Annotated in this window: 13 protein-coding genes; 4 read left to right on the top strand and 9 right to left on the bottom strand. The window is 71.9% G+C overall.

All coding sequences use genetic code 11. The annotated features are described in order from the left end of the window. Positions 1 to 281 precede the first annotated feature (281 nt). From GFH48_RS09230 to GFH48_RS09220, 3 genes are all read right to left on the bottom strand, one after another. Positions 282 to 2108 (bottom strand): AMP-dependent synthetase/ligase, encoded by a 1827-nt coding sequence (locus tag GFH48_RS09230; protein WP_153287797.1) that lies wholly within the window; start codon positions 2106 to 2108, stop codon positions 282 to 284. Positions 2109 to 2447: 339 nt separating this feature from the next. Continuing rightward, positions 2448 to 2981 (bottom strand): GNAT family N-acetyltransferase, encoded by a 534-nt coding sequence (locus GFH48_RS09225; RefSeq protein ID WP_153287796.1) that lies wholly within the window; start codon positions 2979 to 2981, stop codon positions 2448 to 2450. 68 nt (positions 2982 to 3049) lie between these two features. Then, positions 3050 to 3952 (bottom strand): LysR substrate-binding domain-containing protein, encoded by a 903-nt coding sequence (locus GFH48_RS09220; protein WP_153287795.1) that lies wholly within the window; start codon positions 3950 to 3952, stop codon positions 3050 to 3052. Between the two features lie 135 nt (positions 3953 to 4087). Here GFH48_RS09220 and GFH48_RS09215 point away from each other — a divergent pair, with 135 nt between their 5' ends. Next, the gene (locus GFH48_RS09215; RefSeq protein WP_153287794.1) at positions 4088 to 5170 is read left to right on the top strand and encodes a bile acid:sodium symporter family protein; all 1083 of its coding nucleotides are present in this window, start codon (positions 4088 to 4090) and stop codon (positions 5168 to 5170) included. A gap of 235 nt (positions 5171 to 5405) precedes the next feature. On the opposite strand, the gene GFH48_RS09210 is transcribed toward GFH48_RS09215, so the two are convergent. Next, entirely contained in the window at positions 5406 to 7295 is a 1890-nt protein-coding gene (locus GFH48_RS09210; protein ID WP_153287793.1) for a sialidase family protein, read from the bottom strand. Positions 7296 to 7619: 324 nt separating this feature from the next. On the opposite strand from GFH48_RS09210, the gene GFH48_RS09205 reads away from it, so the two are divergent. Further along, positions 7620 to 8162, top strand: coding sequence for an isochorismatase family protein (locus tag GFH48_RS09205; RefSeq protein ID WP_153287792.1), 543 nt, complete (start codon positions 7620 to 7622; stop codon positions 8160 to 8162). Between the two features lie 145 nt (positions 8163 to 8307). Here GFH48_RS09205 and fdhD read toward each other — a convergent pair whose 3' ends face one another. The 5 genes from fdhD to GFH48_RS09180 are packed head-to-tail and all read right to left on the bottom strand — an operon-like array spanning position 8308 to position 14749. Beyond that, positions 8308 to 9165 (bottom strand): formate dehydrogenase accessory sulfurtransferase FdhD, encoded by an 858-nt coding sequence (gene fdhD, locus GFH48_RS09200; RefSeq protein ID WP_153287791.1) that lies wholly within the window; start codon positions 9163 to 9165, stop codon positions 8308 to 8310. A 7-nt stretch (positions 9166 to 9172) separates the two neighbouring features. Next, positions 9173 to 10033: a 2Fe-2S iron-sulfur cluster-binding protein gene (locus tag GFH48_RS09195; RefSeq protein WP_153287790.1), complete on the bottom strand. Its 861-nt coding sequence runs from the start codon at positions 10031 to 10033 to the stop codon at positions 9173 to 9175. Then, positions 10030 to 11853: an NAD(P)H-dependent oxidoreductase subunit E gene (locus GFH48_RS09190; protein WP_153287789.1), complete on the bottom strand. Its 1824-nt coding sequence runs from the start codon at positions 11851 to 11853 to the stop codon at positions 10030 to 10032. The genes GFH48_RS09195 and GFH48_RS09190 overlap by 4 nt, the downstream gene beginning before the upstream one ends. A gap of 8 nt (positions 11854 to 11861) precedes the next feature. Then, positions 11862 to 13781: a molybdopterin oxidoreductase family protein gene (locus GFH48_RS09185; protein ID WP_153287788.1), complete on the bottom strand. Its 1920-nt coding sequence runs from the start codon at positions 13779 to 13781 to the stop codon at positions 11862 to 11864. After that, entirely contained in the window at positions 13778 to 14749 is a 972-nt protein-coding gene (locus tag GFH48_RS09180) for a 2-dehydropantoate 2-reductase (RefSeq protein WP_153287787.1), read from the bottom strand. The genes GFH48_RS09185 and GFH48_RS09180 overlap by 4 nt, the downstream gene beginning before the upstream one ends. 407 nt (positions 14750 to 15156) lie before the next feature. Here GFH48_RS09180 and GFH48_RS09175 point away from each other — a divergent pair, with 407 nt between their 5' ends. Both GFH48_RS09175 and GFH48_RS09170 read left to right on the top strand, forming a co-directional pair. Then, a complete protein-coding gene (locus tag GFH48_RS09175) occupies positions 15157 to 15435 on the top strand; it encodes a helix-turn-helix domain-containing protein (RefSeq protein WP_153287786.1) in 279 nt (92 codons plus the stop codon). Next, on the top strand, positions 15375 to 15668 hold the full coding sequence (locus tag GFH48_RS09170) for a hypothetical protein (protein WP_194280924.1): 294 nt from the start codon (positions 15375 to 15377) through the stop codon (positions 15666 to 15668). Before GFH48_RS09175 ends, GFH48_RS09170 begins: the two co-directional genes overlap by 61 nt. The last annotated feature ends 34 nt before the right edge of the window (positions 15669 to 15702 follow it).

The raw sequence follows: 15702 nt of genomic DNA, 5'->3' as shown, positions 1-15702 counted from the left end.
GTGATGGGTACCCCCATCGTCAACGATCACCGGCCTCGATGCATTCCTGACCGGCTGATTCCCGGTGGATTGACGGCGGGGCCGGGAGAATGGCCGGAAATGGGCCCGCCGGAGCCGGAGCCGGAGCCGGAGCCGGAGCCGGAGCCGGAGCCGGAGCCGGTGGCAGTGGTGGAGGTGGCGGTGCCGTCGTCGACACGGGCGGGGTCGGGGTCGGCAGTCCGCTCCGGGTCGGAGACCGGGGGTCGCCCGCGTCGGGAGCGGGGCGGGACGGCCGGGTCTCCCTATGCCTGGTACAACGCCTCGACCTCCGTCGAGTACGCCTTCTCGATCGCCTTCCGCTTCAGCTTCAGCGAAGGCGTCAGCAACCCGTGTTCCTCGGTGAACTGGTGGGCCAGTATCCGGAAGGTGCGGATCGACTCGGCCTGCGAGACGAGGGTGTTCGCCGCCACCACCGCGCGCCGCACCTCGGTCTCCAGGTCCGGGTCGTGGACCAGGTCGCCGGTGGACAGCGGGGGCTTGCCCCGCATCTGGAGCCAGTGCTCGACGGCCTCCGCGTCGAGGGTGACGAGCGCCGCGATGTACGGCCGGTCGTTGCCGACGACGATGCACTGCGCGACCAGCGGATGATCGCGCACCCGCTCCTCCAGGACACCCGGCGAGACGCTCTTGCCGCCGGAGGTCACCAGGATCTCCTTCTTGCGCCCGGTGATGGTGAGGTAGCCGTCCTCGTCGAGGGAGCCCAGGTCACCGGTGGCGAGCCAGCCGTCGTGCAGGGTGGCGTCGGTGGCCTTGGGGTCGTTGAGGTACCCCTGGAAGACGTTCCCGCCGTTGAGCCAGATCTCCCCGTCCTCCGCGATGTGCACGGTGGTGCCGGGGATCGCCTGGCCGACGGTGCCGAACCGGGTGCGCTCGGGCGGGTTGGCGGTGGCGGCCGCGGTGGACTCGGTGAGCCCGTACCCCTCGTACACGACGACACCCGCGCCCGCGAAGAACAGCCCGAGCCGCCGGTCCATCGCCGAACCGCCCGACATCGCGTGTCTGACCCGGCCGCCCATCGCGGCCCGCACCTTGGAGTACACGACCTTGTCGAAGAACTGGTGCTGCACCCGCAGGGCCGCCGAGGGTCCCGGGCCGATGCCCCAGGCCTTCTCCTCGACCGCGTCCGCGTAGCGCACGGCGACCTCGACGGCCTTCTCGAACGGTCCTGACCTGCCCTCTTTCTCGGCCTTGCGGCGGGCGGCGTTGAAGACCTTCTCGAAGATGTACGGCACCGCGAGGAAGAACGTCGGCCGGAACGCGGCCAGGTCCGGCAGCAGGGCCGCCGCGTTGAGCTGCGGCTGATGACCGAACTTGACCTTCCCGCGGACCGCCGCGACCTGCACCATCCGTCCGAAGACGTGCGCGAGCGGCAGGAACAGCAGGGTGGCGGCCTCGTCCCCGCGCCGCGAGTGGAAGACCGGCTCCCAGCGTTCGATGACCGTGTCCGCCTCGAACATGAAGTTGGCGTGCGAGATGACACAGCCCTTGGGACGCCCGGTGGTGCCCGAGGTGTAGATGATCGTCGCGATGGAATCCGGCGTGACCGCGCGCCGGTGCCGGTGCACCACCTCGTCGTCGAGGTGCGCGCCCGCTTCGTAGAGCTCCTGCACGGCGCCGGCGTCGAGCTGCCACAGCTTGTGCAGCTGCGGCAGCCGGTCCACGACGGTGGCGACGGTCATCGCGTGGTCCTCGTGCTCCACCATCACCGCCGACACCTGGGCGTCGTGCAGCATCCAGAAGACCTGCTCGGCGGAGGAGGTCGGGTAGATGGGCACCACATGCGCGCCGATCGTCCACAACGCGAAGTCGAAGAGTGTCCACTCGTAGCGCGTGGGGCACATGATCGCGATCCGGTCGCCGAACCGGATGCCGTGGGCGAGCAGCCCCTTGGCCAGGGCGAGGACCTCGTCACGGAACTCGGCCGACGTCACGTCGCGCCACTGTCCCTGCTCGTCCTTGCGGCCGAGCGCGATGTGCAGCGGATCCTCCCGGGCATGGTCGAACACGACGTCGGCCAGGCCGCCCACCGGCGGCGCCGACGCCAACGGAGAGTTGGTGAACTCGCGCAATCCCGCTCCTAGTGGCGCTCCGCACAGCGCCGTGAAAGCTACCCCACCGGAAAGCCGGACGGGAGGGGCGCCGGAGCGGGGCGCACGCGGCGTCCGCACAGGTCAGTCACGGAAATGCCCGCACATGGGGAAGGGACGGACAGAATCCCTTACGGCTCCGTAGGTTTCGATCCCGTAATCTCCACGGAATCTGTACGACCCGACAGTGCCCGGCGACAGTGCGCCGGGTGCCGGATTCGCCCGACTCGCGCACCGCGTCGTGCGACCGCGTGTCCGGCGACGGAGACCCCGGCACCGTGCGGAATGCCGGCGACGCCGAGCGGGCATCCCCGAGGGTGCCTACCCCTGGAACTCCGTCAGGTCGATCCCGAAGATCCGCAGGTCGTACCCGTGGGCAGGGTCCTGCGCGGTGCCCTCGGGCCGCATGTCGAGCTTGCCCAGTACGTTCGTGGAGGCGGTGTCCCCGGTCCGGCACACGGCGACGACCCGGTCGAGCCCCCGGTCCTGCAGGGCGAACTCCAGCGCACCGTGGGCCGCCTCCGACGCGTACCCCTGCCCCCAGAACGCCCGCCCGAGCCGCCAGCCGATCGCCACCTCGCCCGCGATCCCGGGCGGGGTGTCGGCCAGGTACAGACCGACCGCTCCGGCCAGCTCCCCGGAGCCCAGGAGTTCGACGGCGAAGATCCCGAAGCCCTCCTCGTCCCACTCCTCCTCCCACGCCTCGATGTCCTCGGCGGTCTCCTCCAGGGAGCGGGTCGTGCCGTCGCCGATCCACCGCATCACCTCGGGGTCGGCGTGGATCTCGGACAGGGGGACAAGGTCGTCGTCCAGCCAGCGGCGCAGGAGAAGACGGGGGGTGTGGATCTCGCTCATGGCCCCCATCCTGCCGATGCGCGGGCGTGAGGGCGAATGACGGCGAATGACGGGGGACGACGGTGGAGTCAGCCCGGTGCCGGCAGCGGGCGGCCCCGGGGCCCCGGCTGTCCCCGGTGCAGCCGGTCACCACCGCCCAGGATCGCCGCCGCCAGCGCGTCCGCCGCCTCCTGCGCGGACGCCTGACGCTTCCCGTGCACCAGGACGAAGTCGACCTCGCCGAGCTCCGGCAGGCCCGCCCGTTCCGGGACCGGGACCAGACCGGGCGGTACGAGCCCCCGGGAGTGGGCCATCACACCGAGGCCCGCGCGGGCCGCCGCGACCAGGGCGTTCAGGCTGCCGCTGGTGCAGGCGATGCGCCAGGACCGGCCCTGGCGCTCCAGCGCCTCCAGGGCCAGGGCGCGGGTGATGCCCGGGGGCGGGTAGACGATCAGTGGGACCGGGCGGTCGGGGTCCAGGCGCAGGCGTTCCGCGCCGATCCAGACCAGGCGGTCGTGCCGGACCAGCTCGCCGCGCGGATCCTCGGGCCGCCGCTTGGCCAGCACCAGGTCGAGTCGGCCCGCCGCGAGCTGCTCGTGCAGCGTGCCCGACAGCTCGACCGTCAGCTCCAGATCCACTTCGGGATGGTCGTAGCGGAAACCCTCCAGGATCTCCGGCAGCCGGGTCAGCACGAAGTCCTCCGAGGCGCCGAAGCGGAGGCGGCCGCGCAGCCGGTTGCCCGTGAAGAACGCGGTCGCCTGTTCGTGCACCTCCAGGATGCGGCGCGCGAAGCCCAGCATCGCCTCGCCGTCCACGGTGAGCTCCACGGAGTGCGTGTCACGCGAGAACAGCTGCCGTCCGGCGGCGTCCTCCAGCCGGCGCACGTGCTGGCTGACCGTCGACTGGCGCAGCCCCAGCCGCCTGGCGGCCTGGGTGAAGCTCAGGGTTTGGGCCACCGCGAGGAAGGTACGCAGCTGGGACGGGTCGTACATGCCTTCAGGCTATCGCGGATCATGATGTCAGTCAGAGCCGTATGACGGATTCCCGATCACGGAGACGGGGAGGACGATGGAGAGGGCACGACCCGCCTCGGCGGACGATCTACGACAAGCGAGCAGTGGAGCACCGTGAAACGCCTGCAGTGGCCGAGTTGGATGCCGATCGACCCCTACATCCTGCTGCTGCTCGGGACGGTGGGCCTCGCGGCTCTCCTCCCGGCACGGGACGTGGGCGCCGATGTCGCCTCGGGCGCGTCGACGGCGGCGATCGCCTTCCTCTTCTTCCTGTACGGCGCCCGGCTCTCCACCCGGGAGGCACTGGACGGGCTCAGGCACTGGCGGCTCCACGTCACGGTGCTGGCCTGCACCTTCGTCGTCTTCCCGCTGCTCGGCCTCGCCGCCCGCGGACTCGAACCGGTGTTCCTGACGCACGACCTCTACACCGGCCTGCTCTTCCTGACGCTCGTCCCCTCGACGATCCAGTCGTCGATCGCCTTCACCTCCATCGCCCGCGGCAACGTGCCCGCCGCGATCTGCGCCGGATCGTTCTCCTCCCTCGCGGGCATCGTCGTCACTCCGCTGCTCGCGGCGGTGCTGCTAGGCAGCAGCGGCGGTGGGTTCTCCGCGGACTCACTGGTCAAGATCGTGCTGCAACTGCTGGTGCCGTTCCTCGCCGGACAACTGCTGCGGCGCTGGATCGGCGGATTCATCACACGGCACAAGAAGGTCCTCGGGTACGTCGACCGCGGCTCGATCCTGCTGGTCGTCTACACCGCGTTCAGCGAGGGCATGGTGCAGGGCATCTGGCACCAGGTCAGCGTGGTCCGGCTGGCCGGGCTGCTGCTCGTCGAGGCCCTGCTGCTCGCGGTGATGCTGGCGCTGACCTGGTACGGCGGGAAGGCGCTGGGGTTCGGCCGGGGCGACCGGATCGCGATCCAGTTCGCCGGGTCGAAGAAGTCCCTCGCCTCCGGGCTCCCGATGGCCAGCGTGCTGTTCGGCGCGCACGCCTCGCTCGCCGTGCTGCCGCTGATGCTCTTCCACCAGATGCAGCTGATGGTGTGCGCGGTGATCGCCAAACGCCGTGCCCGCGATCCCGAGGCGATCGAGGCAGCCGGGGACGCCGGGGACGCCCCGGCGGGACGGCCCGCCACGGATCGGACCCCGGGCGCCGGCCCGCGAACCGCGGTCGGTACGGCGCGACGTTCCGACTGAGCGCCATCCGTGCGATCCGGGCCCGGCCGTGTCCCGTCGTGCCCGGCCGCGGGTGCCGGACCCGGCTGCACCCGGCTGCACCCGGCTGCACCCGGCTGCACCCGGCCGTATCCGCCGGGACCGGTATGTACGGCCGTGCACGCGCCGCCGGCCTCCCCGTCGTGCGGGGGAGGGCGGCGAGCGGGACGCCGTGTACGGACCTGGGCCCCGTCGTCGTCGTGGTGCGGGCGGGGCGTCAGCGGCCGCCCCGCACATCGTCCATGGGCAGATACAGAACGGTGTCCCGGGTCACCTTCCGGCTCGGCGCGACGGACAGTTCCGCGTCGCTCAACGCCCGGTCGTATACCCGGACCTCGTCGATCGCGCCGGTGAAGTAGGCCCGGCTGTCCATTCGTTGCCCCACATGCACTCCGAACGGCGAGTTGAGGCTGACCGATCCGGGCACGTCCGCGGTGCTCACCGACGTACCGTCCACGAAGACCGTGAGCAGCCCGGCGCCCCGGTCGCGGCGCAGCACGAGATGGTGCCACCGGCCGTCGTTGCGGGCGCCCGGCACGCGTACCGACGCGGTGGCCGGGGCCGTCGCGCCGTCGCGGGTGGTGATCAGCGCGGTGATCCGGTCGGACGCGGGCTCGGCGCGCATCCACACCTGCGGCTGCGTCGTGCCGATCCCGCCCATCCACAGCAGCGGCTGCTCCCCGGTCGTGGCCGTGTAGCGGAACCACAGGGACGCCGTGAAGTCCTTGCTGCCGAGCGGCAGGCGGTCCTGGTACGGCAGGCGTACGGCGTCGTCGGCGCCGTCGAACTCCAGGGCGCCGCCCAGGACGCCCTCCGTCCCGTGGGCGCCGCCGAGCACCGCGGCCCGTGCGGTGTGCGGGGCGAGGTCGGCCGTCGTCGGGTCCGGTCCGCGGCGCGGCGTGAGCCGGCTCTCGGTGAATCGGGCGAAGCGGATCTCGTCGCGCGCGTCGACGGCGCCGCCCTCGTACAGCAGGCCCACGGTGCCGCCGTCGATCCGGGCCAGGTCCGAGTAGCCGGACCAGTCCGTGGTGACGACGGTGCCGCGGTCCATGCTGTCCCAGGTGCGGCCGCCGTCGTAGGAGGAGCGGATCATCATGGTCCTGCGCCGGTCGGGATCGCCGGGACAGGCCAGCAGGATCCGGTCGTCCAGGCGCAGGACGGAGCCCTGGACCTGGGGTGCGTACAGGTCCGGGAGGTCGCGGAAGGGGGCGGTGAAGGTGTCGCCGCCGTCACGGCTGACGGTCTGGGTCCGATGGCCGAGATCGGTGCCGTCCTGCTCGCGCCCGCTGACCAGGACGGCGCCGTCGGCGCGCTGGGTGAGCGTCAGCTCGGACGGCTTCTGCCGGAAGGTGCCGTCGGCGGCGACCGGCCAGGAGTCGGTCGCGCCGATCCTCCAGTGGTCGCCGCCGTCGTCGCTGGTGATGAGCGCGGCGTTGTTGGCGGTGACCCGACTGCCGTCCCAGGTCTCGGTGTTGACGCCGAAGACGAGGCGTCCGGTGTGCCGGCCGCGGGTCAGCTGGATGCCGTGCACGGGCCCGGTGGCGTACCAGGAGTTCCAGTCCGGCGGGAGGATCTCGTCGCTCAGGTCCCGTGGCGCGGACCAGGTGAGACCGTCGTCGTCGCTGTACTGCAGATGTGGGGTGCGATCGCAGGGGACGTCGCAACCGCGGCCGTCCGTACGGCCCGTGTTGTACGTCTCCGCCAGCACCACGCGGCCGGTCTCGCGGTCCACGACGGGTGCCGGATTGCCGTGCGTGTCGCCCGCGCCCTCGTTCACGACCTGGAGCGGGCCCCAACTGCGGCCGCCGTCCGCCGACCGTTTGACGACGATGTCCACGTCGCCCGCGTCGCCGCAGTCGTGGACCCGTCCCTCGGCGAACGCCAGCAGCGTGCCCCTCGGGGTCCGTACGACGGCCGGGATGCGGAAGCACGCGTAGCCGGGATCCTGGGAAGCCCTGAAGAGGACCTGTTGTTCGAACTCGGGCGGCGCGGAACCCGGTTGGGCTCCGGCCGGGCCGGGCAGCGCGATCAGCGCGGCCGCGGTGAGGGCGGCCGTGAGAACGGCCGCCGCGGTGGATCTCAGACGTGCGCGGAGGCTTGACGGCATGGTGCGACCTGCCCTTCATGCGTCTGGGCGACCCGGATGATTCCGGAGATCGGACATCCGACATCCGACGTCCGATGTGGGGGCCACAGACGCTACTTGGGCCCTCAGGCACCCCACAAGGACCATGTACCGGTCGTGTTCACGCCAGATTTATGGGGCTCGTCCCGTACGGTCCGCCGGCTGCCCGCCGTACGGTCCGGGCGTGCGGGCGTGCGAGGCGGGCCGCACCGCGGACCCCCGCGACGTGGGCCGAACGGGATCAGTTCACGGGTTCGTTGATCCGGATTTCCGGTACGGACGGCCAGGGACGGCTAACGTTCCGTCATGACCGCACCCGAAACCGCACCCCGTCTCGCCCTCGATCCCGCGCGCACCGCCCTGGTGCTCGTGGATCTGATGGACCGTATCGTCGGGCTGCCCGTGGAACCCCGCGACGGCACCGCAGTCCTCTCGGCCGCCGAGGAGCTGGCGACCGTCTTCCGCAAGGCGGGCGCGCTCGTCGTCCTGGTCCGGGTCGAACGGCCGGGGGTGGCCGAACAGCCGCCCGGCAGCGGCCTGGTCGCCGGACTCGCCGCGCGGGGCGACCTGGAGATCGTCAAGCGGTCGATCGGCGGATTCCAGGGCACCGGCCTCGACGCGCGGCTGCGGGAACACGGCGTCTCCACGCTGGTGTTCGGCGGGATCGCCACCAATCTGGGGGTCGAGTCCACCGCCCGCGCCGCCGGAGACCTCGGCTACGACCTGGTCTTCGCCGAGGACGCGATGGCCGCCCTCACCGCCGCCGAGCACGAGGCCTCCGTCCGCCTCGACTTCCCCCGGCTGGGCACCGTCGTCACCGTCGGGCAGGTGGGCTTCGGCGCCGGGTGAGTGAGGGGCGCGGACCCCGGCACCACGCGTACCGGCCGGGCCCCGCCGTGGCGGACCGGGCCCGGACAGGACACAGCGGGACCCCTTCGGCGCAGGGGGCGCTCCCCGCCGGTCGGGGCCCCGCCGCCGTGTCGCGGGGAGCCGGTCAGCCCTGGGCGGCCGCGGCCCGCAGGGCGATGCGGTGCTCGCCCGCGTACACGTTCATGGAGGCGCCGCGCAGGAAGCCGACCAGCGTCAGGCCCGACTCGGCGGCGAGGTCCACGGCCAGGGACGACGGGGCCGAGACCGCCGCCAGCACCGGGATGCCCGCCATGACGGCCTTCTGCGCCAGCTCGAACGAGGCCCGCCCCGACACCAGCAGGACGGTCCGGGAGAGCGGCAGCCCGCCGTCCTGCAGAGCACGCCCGACCAGCTTGTCGACCGCGTTGTGCCGGCCCACGTCCTCGCGTACGTCGAGGAGCTCGCCGTCCTCGGTGAACAGCGCAGCGGCGTGCAGACCCCCGGTCCGGTCGAAGACCCGCTGCGCCGCACGCAGCCGGTCGGGGAGGACGGCGAGGAGTGCGGGCTCCAGCCGGACCGGGGGAGCGTCGTCACCGTCGTCGATGGTCCAGCGCGCCGTCGTACGGACCGCGTCCAGGCTCGCCTTGCCGCACAGACCGCAGGACGACGTCGTGTAGACGTTGCGTTCGAGGGTGATGTCGGGCATGACGACGCCGGGCGCCGTCCGTACGTCCACGACGTTGTACGTGTTCGAGCCGTCCACCGTCGCTCCCGCGCAGTAGACGATGCTCTGCAGTTCGTCCGCCCTGCCGAGGACCCCCTCGCTGACCAGGAAGCCCGCCGCGAGCGCGAAGTCGTCGCCCGGGGTGCGCATGGTGATGGCGAGTGCCTTGCCGTTGAGGCGGATCTCCAGGGGTTCCTCGGCGACCAGCGTGTCGGGGCGGGTGCTCTCGGCCCCGTCCCGGATGCGGATCACCTTGCGTCGTTCCGTGACTCGTCCCATGTCCTGATCAGTCCCGGTTCTGTACGTGCTGGTAGCCGAAACGGCCCTTGATGCAGAGATTGCCGTGGGTCACCGGGTTGTCGTGCGGAGAGGTGACCTTGACGATCTCATTGTCCTGCACGTGCAGCGTGAGGTTGCAGCCCACACCGCAGTAGGCGCACACCGTGGTCGTCGCCGTCTGCGCCGACTCGTCCCACGTACCCGCCTCCCGCATGTCGAACTCGGACCTGAAGGAGAGCGCGCCCGTCGGGCACACCTCGATGCAGTTCCCGCAGTACACGCAGGCCGAGTCGGTCAGCGGGGCATCGTGCTCCACGGCGATCCGGGCGTCGAAACCGCGTCCGGAGACCGAGATCGCGAAGGAGTTCTGCCACTGGCCGCCACAGGCGTCCACGCACTTGTAGCAGAGGATGCACTTACCGTAGTCGCGCACGTACAGGGTGTTGTCGATCCGGGGTTCCTCGTCGACGCGGGCGGCATCGGGGCCGAACCGGTCCGGCTCGGCCCCGTACTCCTCGATCCACTCCGCCACCCGCGGAGTGGTCGAGAGATCCACCGAGGAGGCGAGCAGTTCGAGGACGATCCGGCGGCTGTGGCGGGCGCGCTCCGTGTCCGTCCGCACCCGCATCCCCTCCTCCGCCTCGCGCGAGCAGGCCGCAACGAGGGTGCGGGCGCCCTCGACCTCGACGACACAGACCCGGCAGGCGTTCTTCGGGGTGAGCGTGTCGCCCTGGCACAGGGTGGGGACGTCCTTGCCCGCGGAACGGCAGGCGTCGAGCACGGTCGACCCCTCCGGCGCGCGCACCGGTTCACCGTCAAGGGTGAATTCGAGCAGCCGGCGGGGAGTCCCGAGCGGTATCGCGGTCATTCGTAGGCCCCCAGACGATCGATCGCGGATTCCACGGCGTTCCACGCGGTCTGCCCCAGACCGCAGATCGAGGCGTCCCGCATCGCGCGGCCGACCCCCCTGAGCAGGGCGACGTCGTCCGCCGCTGCGGCGCCGGTGCGCTCGGCGATCCGGTGCAGCGCCTCCTCCTGGCGCACCGTCCCGACCCGGCAGGGCACACACTGCCCGCACGACTCGTCGCGGAAGAACGCGGCGATCCGCAGCAGCAGGCGGGGGAGGGGGACGGTGCCGTCGAAGGCCATGACCACGCCCGAGCCGAGGGTCGTGCCCGCCTCCCGGGTGCCCTCGAAGGTGAGCGGGACGTCCAGTTCGTCGGGCCGTACGAAGCCGCCCGCAGCGCCGCCGAGCAGCACCGCCCGCAGTCCCTCCCGCACGCCCGCCAGCTCCAGCAGCTCGCCCAGCGCCGCGCCGAAGGGCAGCTCGTAGACGCCGGGTCGTGCCACGCTCCCCGACACGCAGTACAGCTTCGGGCCGGTGGAGCCCGGGGTGCCGATCGCCGCGTACGCCTGAGCCCCCATGGTCAGGACCGGCAGGACGTTCACCAGCGTCTCGACGTTGTTCTCGGCGGTGGGTCCGCCGAACAGGCCCCTCTCCACCGGGAAGGGCGGCTTGGAACGCGGCTCCCCCCGGTACCCCTCGATCGAGTTGAACAGGGCGGTCTCCTCACCGCAGATGTAGGCGCCGGCGCCGCGCCGGATCTCGATGTCGAAGGCGTACCCCTGCCCGAGGACGTCGTCGCCGAGCAGCCCCCGCGCACGCGCCTGGCCGATGGCGTGCTCCATGCGGCGCAGGGCGCGCGGGTACTCGCCCCGCAGGTACAGATAGCCCCGGTGCGCGCCGATCGCGTATCCGGCGACCGTCATCGCCTCGACGAGCGCGTACGGGTCGCCCTCCATGACCACCCGGTCCTTGAAGGTGCCCGGCTCGGACTCGTCGGCGTTGCACACCAGGTAGTGGGGGGTCTCGGGCCGGGACGCCGTGGCCTGCCACTTGCGGCCGGTGGGGAACGCGGCGCCGCCCCGCCCGACCAGACCCGAGTCGGTCACCTCGCGGACGACTCCGGCCGGCCCGAGCGCGAAGGCCCGCCGCAGCGCGGTGTACCCGCCGTGCGCCCGGTAGTCATCCAGGTCGGCGGGATCGACCACGCCGACGCGGCCCAGCAGTACGAGGGAGGGGTCGCCGGCCTGCGGGAGGGCCCGCGCCGCGGGCGGCTCCCCGGCCGCCGAACCGGGCGCGCCGGCCGCCAGCACGGCCCGCTCGACGGTGGCGGGCGCCGCCACGGCCGTCCGCACCGGATCGCCCGCCCTGACCGCGAGCGCGGCCGGGGCCCGCTCGCACAGACCGAGGCAGGGGCCGCGCTCCACGCTCACCCCGCTGCCGGGGCCGAGCCGGGACTCGACCCCCTCGCACAGCTCCGGGGCCCCGGCCACCATGCACGCGAGGTCCGTGCAGACGTGGAGCACGGTCGCCGGGCGAGGCTTCACCGAGAACATCGCGTAGAAGGTCGCGACGCCGTACGCCTCCGCCGGCGGTACGGTCAGCCGCCGGCACAGATAGGTGAGCGCACCCTCGCTGATCCAGCCGATCCGGTCGTTGACGGCGTGCAGCCCCGGCAGCAGCAGGTCCCGGCGCGCGCGGGCCTCGCGGCCACCGCGGGCCCACCTGAGGTCTGCGTCGGACCGGTCGGCGCCCTCCCACGATGACTCCGGAGGGCCGAGCAGCGCGTCGACGGCCGCCCGCTCCTCGTCCGACGGCTTGCTGTCACCGAAGTGCAGATCCATGTCCCGCCTCAGCTCCCCACGGTCGCGACCGGCAGTCTGTCGATCCGGATCGCCGACGCCTTGAACTCGGCGGTCCCCGCGATCGGACAGTTCGCCTCGATCGTCAGCCGGTTGGTGTCCACGTCGTCCGGGAAGTGCATCGTCATGAACGCGAGTCCGGGGCGCAGCGCGGTGTCGATCCACACGGGCGCCCGTACGGAGCCGCGGCGCGAGGAGACCTGGACCTCCTCGCCCACCACGACGCCGTAGCGCTCCGCGTCCTCCGGGCACAGCTCGACGTACTCGCCGCGCCGCAGCGGGGAGGCGAAACCGCCGCTCTGCACACCGGTGTTGTAGGAGTCGAGGCGCCGCCCGGTGGTGAGACGGATCGGGTACGTCTCGTCCGTGAGGTCCACCGGCGGGTCGTGCCGGACGAGCCCGAAGGGTGCGCGCCGGCCGCGTTCGGCGGGGTCGTCGGCCCACAACCGGCCGTGCAGATAGGTCGGTTCGAGTCGATGAGGGTCCGGGCAGGGCCACTGGATGCCCTGCTCCTCCTCCAGACGCGCGTACGTCATTCCGTAGTGGTCCGGGGAGAGCGAGCGCAGTTCGTCCCAGACGGCCTCGGAACCGGTGTACTTCCACTCGTGCCCGAGGCGCGCGGCGAGGTCCCGGAGGATGTCGATGTCCTCGCGGGCCTCGCCGGGCGGGGTCACCGCCGCGCGCACCCGCTGGACACGCCGCTCGCTGTTGGTGGTGGTGCCCTCGGTCTCCGCCCATCCGGCGGTCGCGGGCAGCACCACGTCGGCGAGTTCGGCCGTCCTGGTGAGGAAGATGTCCTGGACGACGAGGAAGTCGAGGGCGCCGAGCCGCCGGACCGCCTGCTCGCTGTCGGCCTCCGACTGCGCCGGGTTCTCCCCGATGCAGTACACCGCCTTGAGCGTGCCCTCCTCCATCGCCTCGAACATCTCCGTCAGGTTCAGTCCGTAGTGCGGCTCGATGACGGTGTCCCAGGCGGACTCGAACTTCGTCCGCGCGTCCGGGTCGAGGATGTCCTGGAAGCCGGGGAGCCGGTTGGGGATGGCGCCCATGTCGCCACCGCCCTGCACGTTGTTCTGGCCGCGCAGCGGCTGCAGCCCGGAGCCGTGGCGGCCCACGTGGCCGGTCAGCAGGGACAGATTGATCAGCGCGCGCACGTTGTCGGTGCCGTTGTGGTGTTCGGTGATGCCGAGCGTCCAGCACAGCTGGGCGCGTTCGGCGCGGGCGTACGCGTGGGCCAACTCCCTTATGGCGGAGGCCGGTACGCCGGTCACCTTCTCCGCGAGGGAGAGCGTCCAGGGTTCGACGAGCCGTCGGTACTCCTCGAACCCGGTGGTCGCCCGCCGGATGAAGGCGTGGTTGGCGAGGCCCGCGCGGATGATCTCGCGGCCGATCGCGTGTGCCATCGGGATGTCGGTGCCGACGTTCAGCCCGAGCCAGCCCTCCGCCCACTCGGCCGTCGAGGTGCGGCGCGGGTCGACCGCGTACATCCGGGCGCCGTTCCTGATCCCCCTCAGCACGTGCTGGAAGAAGATGGGGTGCGCGAAGCGGGCGTTGGAGCCCCACATCACCACGAGGTCGGTCTCCTCGACCTCCGCGTACGAGGAGGTCCCGCCGCCCGAGCCGAAGGCCGCCGAGAGACCGGCGACGCTCGGGGCGTGACACGTGCGGTTGCAGGAGTCGACGTTGTTGGTGCCCATGACGACCCGCGCGAACTTCTGGGCCACGTAGTTCATCTCGTTGGTCGCGCGGGCGCAGGAGAACAGGCCGAACGCCCCGCGGGCCGCGCGCAGCCCGGCCGCCGTGCGGCTCAGGGCCTCGTCCCAGGTGGCCGGCCGGAAGGGCTCGTCACGGCTGTCCCGCACCAGCGGACGCGTGAGCCGTCGGTAGATCTTCGGGTCGCGTTTCCTCATGCGGCGGTCCTCGCTGCGAGCAGATCCGAAAGGGCGTGCACGGTACGGAGGGTGGGGACCGGGACACCGGTGATCTCCGCCAGCTCGACGACGGCCGCGAGCAGGACGTCGAGTTCGAGCGGCTTGCCGCGTTCCAGGTCCTGAAGGGTGGAGGTGCGGTGGTCGCCGACGCGTTCGGCGCCGGCCAGCCGGCGTTCGATGGAGACGCCGACCTCGCAGCCGAGGGTCTCGGCGACGGCGAGCGTCTCGGCCATCATGATCTCGATGACCTTGCGGGTGCCGCCGTGCAGGCACATCTGCCGCATGGTCGCGCGGGACAGCGCGCTGATGGGGTTGAAGGAGATGTTGCCCAGCAGCTTCAGCCAGATGTCGTTGCGCAGGTCCCGTTCGACGGGGCACTTGAGCCCGCCCGCCCGCATCGCCTCGCTGAACGTCCGGCAGCGAGTGGAGAGCGAGCGGTCGGGCTCGCCGATGGAGAACCGGGTGCCTTCCAGGTGGCGGACGATGCCCGGTCCTTCCAGTTCCGTCGCCGCGTACACCACGCATCCGACGGCCCGTTCGGGCGCGAGCACCGCGCTGACGGTGCCGTCGGGGTCCACGCTCTCCAGACGGTGGCCGTCGTGCGGGCCGCCGTGCCGGTGGAAGTACCACCAGGGGATGCCGTTCTGGGCGGCGATCACCACCGTGTTCCGGTGCAGCAGGGGCTCGATCAGCGGCCCGCACGCCGCGTACGAGTTGGCCTTCAGGCCGAGGAAGACGTAGTCCGCCGGCCCGACCTCGGCCGGGTCGTCGGTGGCGTGGGCGCGCGCGGTGAAGTCGCCGCGCGGACTGTGTACCTGGACTCCGTGCCGCCTCATGGCCGCCAGATGCGGTCCACGGGCGATGAGGTGTACATCGGCGCCTGCGCGGTGCAGCGCGGCCCCGACATAGGCGCCGATCGCACCGGCGCCGAGAACGGCGACTTTCACTGTGGCTCGCTCCGTTCGGTCGAGGGTACCGAGGAACTGCCGAACTCTGTCGACGAAATATTGTCTACAGTATGGAGGTTGAGGCGGCAAGGCTTCGCGCAGGACCCGGGGCGGCCCCGACCTCGTGGACGAGGGTCCCCGGTCCGGCGACCTGCTGGTGGACGCCTCGGACGCCCCGCCGGTGTCCTGAGTCCTTGATCCGTCGTTGATCAACGCATGGGACGTCCTGGGCCGAAGCCGGCCGAGCTGGTGCTGTCGGATCACGAGCGGCAGGTGCTCGGTGCGTGGGTGCGAGGCCAATCGACGCCGCAGGCCCTCGTGTTGAGAGCACGGATCGTGTTGACCTGCGCCGGGGTCGAGCCTGACGGGCTGCCCCGGTCGGCCGTTCGGTAGCCGTTGCCACCGGGGTGACCACGGAGACGGTCTCCCAGTGGCGGGGCCGGTTCCTGAAGGGCCGGTTGGATGGCCTGGGCGACGCACCCCGTCCGGGCCGGGAGCGGACGGTCACCGATGAGCGGGTCGCCGAGTCGGTCCGGATGACGCTGGAGGCGAAGCCGAGGAATGCCACGCACTGGTCGACTCGCTCGATGGCCCGCGGGTGGGCCTCTCGCAGTCGACGGTCTGATTGCCGGAGCCGCCGGACGTACCCTGCCGGCTGGACCGGTCCCAGCCGGTGCTGCCGATGATGCCGGGCGTCCCGGAACGGACGAGCCACGACTACGTGCGTGCGGGCACCACCACCCTGTTCGCCGCCCTGGACGCGGCCACCGGCAAGGTCATCGGGTCGCTCCACCGGCGCCACCGCGCGGCAGAGTTCAAGAAGTTCCCCGCCGAGCTGGACCGCGAAGTCCCGGCCTGCCTGGACGTGCACCCGATCTGTGACAACTGTGAGGATCAAGCTGTGCCGCAGGGGGCCTGAGCCTGACCCGTGTGACAACTGGCCGCAGCTGCCT

This window comes from Streptomyces fagopyri, assembly GCF_009498275.1.
In the GTDB taxonomy this organism is placed as follows: Bacteria; Actinomycetota; Actinomycetes; order Streptomycetales; family Streptomycetaceae; genus Streptomyces; species Streptomyces fagopyri.
This window is presented reverse-complemented; position numbering and strand designations above follow the sequence as displayed.